Raw genomic sequence first — 8,906 nt, 5'->3', positions numbered from 1 at the left:
ACCTGACAGCGGCAAATAAGCGGCCTGCGCTTCAGGTTTGGTGAGGAAGTCGCGCCCTTGCGCGTCCGTAACATGCCCATGATTGTCGATTTGAAGCGCGACGAAGTAATTGCCGCCATTGTCTTTTAAAACAAGACGCCCGGTGGTGGTGCCCGTTTTGGCATTATTGGCAAGCTGGAGGAAGAACTGCATGTCCCAAAAGCCAGCGCCAATAGGCATCGTCATTTGCAGATCGCCTTGCTGGAACGTGCCTTGGGACAAGACAGAGCTTTGAAACCCGGCCTGTCCTGTGACGTTCAACGTCCCATTGACGGTCGTATTGTCATGGTTATCGACTTGGATGGGCACATGGAAATTTCCACCACCATCACGCAGGACAAGCCGTCCCCAGGTTGTTCCGTTTTTCGTTTCATTGACGAGTTGAAGGAAGAACTGTTCGTCCGCTAAAGCCGCTCCGACCGGCTGGGTCAGCTCAAGGCTTCCCTGTTGGAATGTGCCTGTTGAATAAAGCGCCCCCGTGAGGTTCCCACCTGACAGCGGCAAATAAGCGGCCTGCGCTTCAGGTTTGGTGAGGAAGTCGCGCCCTTGCGCGTCCGTAACATGCCCATGATTGTCGATTTGAAGCGCGACGAAGTAATTGCCGCCATTGTCTTTTAAAACAAGACGCCCGGTGGTGGTGCCCGTTTTGGCATTATTGGCAAGCTGGAGGAAGAACTGCATGTCCCAAAAGCCAGCGCCAATAGGCATCGTCATTTGCAGATCGCCTTGCTGGAACGTGCCTTGGGACAAGACAGAGCTTTGAAACCCGGCCTGTCCTGTGACGTTCAACGTCCCATTGACGGTCGTATTGTCATGGTTATCGACTTGGATGGGCACATGGAAATTTCCACCACCATCACGCAGGACAAGCCGTCCCCAGGTTGTTCCGTTTTTCGTTTCATTGACGAGTTGAAGGAAGAACTGTTCGTCCGCTAAAGCCGCTCCGACCGGCTGGGTCAGCTCAAGGCTTCCCTGTTGGAATGTGCCTGTTGAATAAAGCGCCCCCGTGAGGTTCCCACCTGACAGCGGCAAATAAGCGGCCTGCGCTTCAGGTTTGGTGAGGAAGTCGCGCCCTTGCGCGTCCGTAACATGCCCATGATTGTCGATTTGAAGCGCGACGAAGTAATTGCCGCCATTGTCTTTTAAAACAAGACGCCCGGTGGTGGTGCCCGTTTTGGCATTATTGGCAAGCTGGAGGAAGAACTGCATGTCCCAAAAGCCAGCGCCAATAGGCATCGTCATTTGCAGATCGCCTTGCTGGAACGTGCCTTGGGACAAGACAGAGCTTTGAAACCCGGCCTGTCCTGTGACGTTCAACGTCCCATTGACGGTCGTATTGTCATGGTTATCGACTTGGATGGGCACATGGAAATTTCCACCACCATCACGCAGGACAAGCCGTCCCCAGGTTGTTCCGTTTTTCGTTTCATTGACGAGTTGAAGGAAGAACTGTTCGTCCGCTAAAGCCGCTCCGACCGGCTGGGTCAGCTCAAGGCTTCCCTGTTGGAATGTGCCTGTTGAATAAAGCGCCCCCGTGAGGTTCCCACCTGACAGCGGCAAATAAGCGGCCTGCGCTTCAGGTTTGGTGAGGAAGTCGCGCCCTTGCGCGTCCGTAACATGCCCATGATTGTCGATTTGAAGCGCGACGAAGTAATTGCCGCCATTGTCTTTCAAAACAAGCCGCCCGTAGGTCGTGCTTGTTTTGGCATTATTGGCAAGCTGGAGGAAGAACTGCATGTCCCAAAAGCCAGCGCCAATAGGCATCGTCATTTGAAGATCGCCCTGCTGGAACGTGCCTTGAGACAATACGGAGCTTTGAAACCCGGCCTGTCCTGTGACGTTCAATGTCCCATTGATAGTCGTCTTGTCATGGTTGTCGACTTGGATGGGCACATGGAAATTCCCACTACCATCGCGCAGGACAAGCCGTCCCCATGTTGTGCTGGATTTGGTATCGTTCACAAGCTGAAGAAAGAACTGTTCGTCCGCTAAAGCCGCTCCGATAGGCTGCGTCAGTTCCAGATCGCCTTGCTGGAACATTCCACCTGAATAAAGTGCCCCCGTTATCGTGCCGCCAGAGAGGGGCAACAATGCCGCCTCGGCATTCTCCGCACGTTGTGTCTCAGTGGCGATAGCGTCCGTAGTTGCGAGGATTTTTCCGCTTGGCGTCGTAGCTGTTCCATCAACGGCGTTAAAGCTCCAATTATGCCACGCCCCGTCATTGTCTTGCACCCCAATGACCGCAACGGTGTTGCCGTTGACGATCTGCGTTTGCAGGTAGCTGTTAGACTTTTGACCAGCGACAACACTGACGCATTTTCCGCCGAATAATGTGTTCGCCCACGATGCCGCGCCACTGATCGTCAAATCGCCCGACATCGTGTCGCCTGAGCGGTTCACTTTATTTCCCTCGTCGTCATCAATCGCGTCACGTAAGTCGCACAAAGCGCGAATAATACGCCCGATAAATGCGGCATCCAGCGGCGTGCCGAGCTGCTTACCGGGAATGAGGTCTTGTGGCTGCGGGCGTCCGTCCGCATCCGTTGTCATATTCGGCACGCCGGGGAAGCTCGGCCATTGCGGATTAGCCATCAATCCAGTCTCCTTTATGAATGAAATACACCTCGGTATCTGCGGGCTTGAGCTGCCGAAATACGGCTTGAAGATGGGCATAGACATTGCTGTCATTTTGCTTGCATTGCGCCCGCCCCGATTGAACCGCTCCACAGATCGCCTGCGTGATGCCGGAGGGGAGATGGACAATCCACATAAACCGCAACGCCTCATCCCCGCAGGCTTGCGTGCCGCAGGTCGTCACGCCACAAATGGGCGCATCGGGCTCTTCAATGGTAATATCGATGCCCCAGCTTTTGGCCAGCGCGATATAGAAAGCGGGCCGTTGATCGCCTCGCGCCGTCCAGCGTTGCTGTAGGATTGTGCGCCATTCAGTATCGCTTAAGGTGCCCGTGTCGCGTCCGAACGGGTCAGGCCCTAAGAGGTCGCGGTAATCAGCCAAGAGAGTGTGCGCGTCAGCGGGGCATATTTCACGACAGACAGAGGCAATGTCGCCTTCCAGCACGTCACGCGGGCCAGCCAGAGCGGCCATGAGGGCGCTCATATTCGGCCCGCCGAGTGCCGAGCCGTTTGGCATGAGTTCTTCGCGCCATTGGCGGGCAATTTCAGAAGCTGACCGTGGGGCGTTGAGCGCACTCATGGCGTTTTCTCCACCCATTGAACCGCGTCTATGACGGGCATCTCATTGGCGGCGAACGTGATGTCAGCACCGGGGTTCAGCAGCTGAGATTGCGCCCCCACCGTGTCAAAGAGGGCGGCTTGGAGCGCTTCGACATATAAGGTGCCGCCAATGCCCACCCCGTCGATGATGGCCGCCAAAGCGGCCTGCACCTTTTGCCGGTTGGGCTGATTATCCAAACCAAGCCGCACAATGGGGGTTTGTGGTATAAAAGTCGCGCCATAGACGGTGGCATTGCCACGAATGGGGCGGCGCTCGTCGATATAGGCTTGAACACGCGCGAGCTCTTCAGAGGTCGGCACACGCGGGCCGCTCATAGCCACAATCACACCCACAGTGCCAGCCCCCGTGTAGGAGGGCACGACATGAACCAACGCTACCCCAGCAGCCAACGCCCAAGTGCGATAATCCTGTGCGGTGCCGCCATTATAAGGGTTGCGGATTTTATCAATGATACGTGACCGCCAGCTTTCCACGGGTTCACTGTCAGCCCCTCCAGCCAGCCCGTCTTGATCGACACCAACGCTGCTGATGCCCGCGATGGGAGACACAAAACTGAGCGGCGTATTGGCTGTCAGATTGCCCGCTGTGCCTGTCGTGGTGCAGGTCACAGCAAGAGAGGCCGACCCATTGGCCGAGACCGTTGCAGCCTCATTGAGCGCCCATTGAACTGAGCCATCAACGGTCAGCAATGCCCCTTGCGGTATCGTGACGTCTTGCGTGGCACTAACCACCACACGTCCAACAGAAGCTTGCGGGCCAATGCGCGGCACGCCCCAGATATCGGCATGAACAGGGAGGAGCCCCCCATTGCCGACAGTCGCCGTTGAGGGCAGAAATTCCAGCGCGCGGCCTTGAAGGAAGAGATAAGTCTCATAATCTCCCAACGCTAAAACCACAGAAAGCACTTGTTCAAACGTGCCCGGTGCTGTGGCATCGAGCCGAACGATTGAACCATCGCTGGCGGTAAAGCTCTGTTGGGCAAGTGACGTGACAATTCGTTGCGCTAACTCTTGCGGTGTCGGAATGGACAGACTCATAGCGTCGGCACCTTTCTAAAAGCCGAACTTTCCCCAGCAGAAACCCGCACGGTCAGCGCTCGCACTATGCCAGCCGTGGCGGGCTGCCACGTTGCTTCAACGGACAGATCAATGTTGTGATAAGCGCCAATGGCAGCGACGGCCTCATGGGCGTAATCTTCAGCATCCAACCGTGTGGCCTCGGAGCGCTTGGCTCGCTCAAGCAGCCAAAGCTTGGAGCCGAGCCGTTGCCCATCGGTGAGTAGAACATCACCCACCCAGCCACGTTTCGCCCCAAAGGGTGTTGCGGTGCCTGTCGGGGCGGTCAGCAAAGGCGGCACCACATCATCAGGCGCCGCCCGCCGATCAGCAGAAAGAGCGATCAGCAAAGGGGAGGAAAGCGTTGTGTCAAATGACACGCGCCCCCCGCCACCGCCGGTGGGGGTAATGACCAAGTCAGCACGCCCATCAGCATTGGGCGCGACAGCAATGGTGGAAAAGAAGGAACGTCGTGTCATACAGACACATTACGGAAGGTCTGTATGAACTTTCAGGACTCCAACCTATACCCCGAAATGGGGGTGAAAACGGTGTTTGAAGGGTGTTTTATACTCTCTTCAATGCCGGAAATATTGACACGACTCCCTCTCATAATGGCTTTATTTTGCAGGAGGGCCTCATGAGTGACAGTAATAAAACGAAACCATCCAATGAAAAGCCAAGTGCTACTGATATTTTAAAGGCGGCTGAACATGATGAACGTAATAGTTATGCGTCGCAGGAGAGAGTGACCCTTCATAGTAAAGGGTTAGGAGAAGTCATTTTAGGCCCAACCCTCCCAATACACTATCCAGATGACAAGCCGTCCCATACAGACCAAAAGAAATGATACAAATGGCGTGCCAATAAGCACTTGCCATGCACGCTTTAAATAGCGGCGATCTTTGCTAAGGCTACGGGCATTTTCCAGAGAAGTTGTTTCAATAAAATATGTAAGACGCTTATAGGTATCTTCCTTACTCTCGACAGCAGGCTCCACATTTAACACAATATCTAGAGCATCAGTCTTTACGTTCTTTGTTCGGACCGGTGTTGGATAAAGTCCTAAACCGCATAGAAAAGCAGTGCCCGTAAAGCCTAGCGCCATAAGCAGACATAGCGGTGAATAAGTTCCACCTGTTGCGGCTCCTGTGTAACAGGCTGAACTGAGCGTAATTGAAAAGGTCAAGATACTCAAGAGCCGCGCTTTAAGCTGCTCATAAGAAGCCATGATTTCCTTATACCCTTCCTCTGCCAGTTTCTTTTTCTCATCCAAAAGCCAGAGATACGCTGATCGACTAACGGTCATGATGTTGGTCCTTTGCTTGTTCCGCCGCCCACTTGCACACCGCCATGCACATGATGCTGAAGCGAGATTGATCCTGCTGTGACATCGCCGCTGGCTTGTACAATCCCGTTAATCTGCACACCGGCCTCTGTCACGGTCATGACGGGTTTCCCGGCGATTTTCACATTGACGGCCTGTGTTGCGTCAATCTCGACCATCTGCCCAGATTTGAGAAGGACACGCTGCCCGACGCTATCATAAAGCACGCTTTCGCCTTCTTGCAGGCCGCCCAACCGGGCCGCTCCCGGATTGGAGGGCGGCATCGCCACGAGGTCCGATGGGTCGCTGCCATTTTGAAGCACATGCGTCACCGCGCCATCGAGTGGCACATGCGCTCCAAAACCGAACGGGTAATGCACGGGGATCGCGGTGCGTTCTTGGCCTGCATGGGTCTTCAGCGCCACGCGCTGCTCAGGTCCGCTATCATCTAGTGCTTTGACCACAGCACGCAGAATTTGCGAACGAATGGTGTGGTAGATGTCCAAGACAGTCATCGTTTATGCCTCCCAGCTAAACCCGCTTTACGCACAGAACGTCCATGGCGGGGCGTGCGGTCAGCTTGGCCTGTCAGGTCATACGCATCGGGCGGCACGACAGAGAGCTTGGTGCTCATCTCGCGCTCATTGATCGACCACGTCACCCCGGCAATCAGCATATCGCCATCAATCCCATTCACATGGTCGGTCACATGGACGAGCTGATTGGGCCGCCATAGAGCGCCTGTCGATGTCGTCAGGCTGGGCACGGTGTAAATAAAGGCGGTAGCGCCCGCGCGTGACGTGCGCATCCGCCATGCCGCTTGGTCGTCCAGCGAATAAGGCTGACCTGCTTTCCGGGGCTTGGTTTCAGCTTGTGTAGGAGCAGTCGCTTTGCGATAGCCCGGCTTCTTCTGGCGCTGGGACTGTGTGAGGAGCGTGTCTAGAGCATCTCCAGAGCGCGAAAGCTGAGGATGTTGGTCGCTACTCGTTCGTGCCAGATAGACCCGTGGGCGATAGCGGCCCACACCGCCATCATGGCAATAACCAAACTGGCAAGCTGCTCGCTCTTCATGAGCGCCCATGCCTTTAATGCGGGCCGGACTACCTGCCGCCAAACCGGGGAAAAGCGGCGCTTTGGTGCCGCGATGGCGCGAGCGGCCTTGTGCTTTAACGATATGGTCCGAAAAGCGCTGCGTGATCCGCGCTTCCATCGCCCGCACATTCCCACCGGGATAGACGATCTTTTCTTCCGCCCGTGTGGAACCGGGCTTGGTCAGTAGCAAACGACCCAACCCGTTGGATGTCACCAACACCCCGCGCTGGCGCGATTGTTGCTCAATGACATCAATGGCCTTCGCACTCGTGTCAAAGGCCACCACCTCAAAGGGAGCGCCCGTATCCACCACCGATTGCACCGATAGGCCAAAGGGTTGGGAGAGAGTGCCCACGATGGCTTCAAGCCTAACCTTATCCATCCGGCCCGGCCCTTGCGCTTGGGCCGCGCAATCGACGAGATCACCCGCCAGATCACGACCCGAGACGGTCACGCTCAGACTATGGTCGTCACCGCGCGTGTTAATCGCCTCCAGCCAGCCTTTTAAGATCGGTTGCCCCGCAATCTCAATACGCACAGACTGCCCAATCTTGGGCATGGCCCCTTTGGGAAGTGGCACGGGAAGCCGCAGCTCCGCCCGCCAGATGCTGGCGAGATTGCCGAGGTCCATCCCGACCTCAAGGGACTGCCAGAACAGACATTCTTTCCCACCAAGAAAGAGGTTCGCCACACGGTTCCGGTGGACAACAATATGCTCAGAACTCATTGTCATTCTCCAACATCGCCAATGTGGTGGGGCCGACATGGCCGGGATGGAGGATGGCGTTACGGCTCACCGCATCATCGAGCATGGGCTGAACCGTGCTCACATCATCGCCCTGCAACGCGTATGTCAGCGCCCATAGCGAACGCGGCACGGCGACAGGCACATCCACGACCGTCGGCAGGGAGCCAATTTGAGCAGAACCGTCATTGATGAACGCACAGCGCAGCTTTTGCAGGCGGGTAAAAAGCGGCTGCAAGGCAACGCGTGTCTGCCCACCACTGGCGGCCACGACATCATTGGTCAGCCCGTCAATGGCGTCTGTTATTTGAGTGAGCAGAGCTTGGGCGTCTTCATTGCTGACAAAGACACAATCGGCCCAGGCGGAGGCCAGCTGACTGACAAGCACCGCTCGCGCGGCAACGCCCAAGGCGAGGACGGCGGACGGGTCGGGGTTGCTTTGGCTGAGACGATCAGCAAGCTGTCCAAATTGTTCAGACCCAGCAAGGAGAAGAGACGCGATCTGCTGTCCGGTGATGGGCTCATTGTCGGCGGTTCCGTCACGGTCTGTTCCTTCAGACACAGGCGCGATCACGCTGCTCTCTTCCGTGCTGACACAGCCCGCTAAGGAGGCAGGCACGGCGATCAAAGCCGCTGACACAGCGTTGGCATAGCTTTGGTCGATATTGCGTTGGGGCGGCACAATGGCCGTGTTCATCGCCGCTTGCGGAGCGGTCATGGCCGCCTTGATCGGCTCGGGCGCGCGTTCAGTCAGGCTATCCCATATCCCAGACCCTTGAGAGATCAGCGATGACACAGAATTGACCAACGCTAAGGGCAGCGAGACGGCAGAAAGCACAGAAGCTACGGCCTCTTGAACGTCATCCATCAAGCCGTCCGCTTGTTCAAGCAGGTCATTAACCGTATCAATGAGCGACCCGAAGAACCCTTTTTTAGCGGGCGGGTCGGGGTCGCGCACCACAACCGCTTGGAAATGGGCCACACGGATTTGGCGCTCGCTAAAGCTAATCTGTGCGGGGTGGACGAGGCGCACTTTCAGTCGCCCCCACCAAGGGTGCAACAGCGTCATTCGCCCCGGTTTGGCGAGGGTTTTGCGCATTCGCGTGGCACGAATGACGTAATCATCACCCACAATGACGCCGGTAATGGTGATGGGCGTATCAATCGCGCCAAAATCTTGAAAGACCTGCTTGCTGGGCGGGAGGTCAGGGAACAGCACGCGGTTAATGCGTCGGCCAATCTCTTCTTTAGAGTCAATGACGGCAAAAGATACACCACCGAGAGAGGCATAATTGGCAAAGCGGCTGAGCAGCCCACCGGCCATGCCCCCACCCAAAGCGGAAAGTTCAGGCCCTGCAAGGCCACTCAAGCCAAAGCTAAGATCACCCATGA

Annotated in this window: 8 protein-coding genes; all 8 read right to left on the bottom strand. The window is 56.2% G+C overall.

Features of this window, described 5'->3' with window-relative positions; all coding sequences use genetic code 11:
* On the bottom strand, positions 1-2,631 hold a 2,631-nt coding region (locus tag GS535_RS04660), incomplete at its 3' end, for a hypothetical protein (protein ID WP_160799165.1).
* Positions 2,624-3,253, bottom strand: a complete 630-nt coding sequence (locus GS535_RS04655) for a putative phage tail protein (RefSeq protein WP_160792169.1) — start codon at positions 3,251-3,253, stop codon at positions 2,624-2,626. The genes GS535_RS04655 and GS535_RS04660, both read right to left, overlap by 8 nt.
* Positions 3,250-4,332: a baseplate J/gp47 family protein gene (locus GS535_RS04650; protein WP_160792168.1), complete on the bottom strand. Its 1,083-nt coding sequence runs from the start codon at positions 4,330-4,332 to the stop codon at positions 3,250-3,252. The genes GS535_RS04655 and GS535_RS04650 overlap by 4 nt, the downstream gene beginning before the upstream one ends.
* Positions 4,329-4,829, bottom strand: a complete 501-nt coding sequence (locus tag GS535_RS04645) for a phage GP46 family protein (RefSeq protein ID WP_160792167.1) — start codon at positions 4,827-4,829, stop codon at positions 4,329-4,331. The genes GS535_RS04650 and GS535_RS04645 overlap by 4 nt, the downstream gene beginning before the upstream one ends.
* Before the next feature lie 305 nt (positions 4,830-5,134).
* Entirely contained in the window at positions 5,135-5,659 is a 525-nt protein-coding gene (locus tag GS535_RS04640) for a hypothetical protein (RefSeq protein WP_160792166.1), read from the bottom strand.
* Positions 5,656-6,192, bottom strand: a complete 537-nt coding sequence (locus GS535_RS04635; protein WP_160792165.1) for a phage baseplate assembly protein — start codon at positions 6,190-6,192, stop codon at positions 5,656-5,658. Before GS535_RS04635 ends, GS535_RS04640 begins: the two co-directional genes overlap by 4 nt.
* Entirely contained in the window at positions 6,189-7,496 is a 1,308-nt protein-coding gene (locus GS535_RS04630; RefSeq protein ID WP_160792164.1) for a phage baseplate assembly protein, read from the bottom strand. Before GS535_RS04630 ends, GS535_RS04635 begins: the two co-directional genes overlap by 4 nt.
* On the bottom strand, positions 7,486-8,904 hold the full coding sequence (locus GS535_RS04625; protein WP_160792163.1) for a DNA circularization N-terminal domain-containing protein: 1,419 nt from the start codon (positions 8,902-8,904) through the stop codon (positions 7,486-7,488). The genes GS535_RS04630 and GS535_RS04625 overlap by 11 nt, the downstream gene beginning before the upstream one ends.
* Between the last annotated feature and the right edge of the window lie 2 nt (positions 8,905-8,906).

The organism is Saccharibacter sp. EH611, assembly GCF_009834765.1.
Taxonomy (GTDB): Bacteria; Pseudomonadota; Alphaproteobacteria; order Acetobacterales; family Acetobacteraceae; genus Saccharibacter.
The sequence above is the reverse complement of the archived record's forward strand: the minus strand, read 5'-3'. Positions and strand labels throughout refer to the sequence as shown.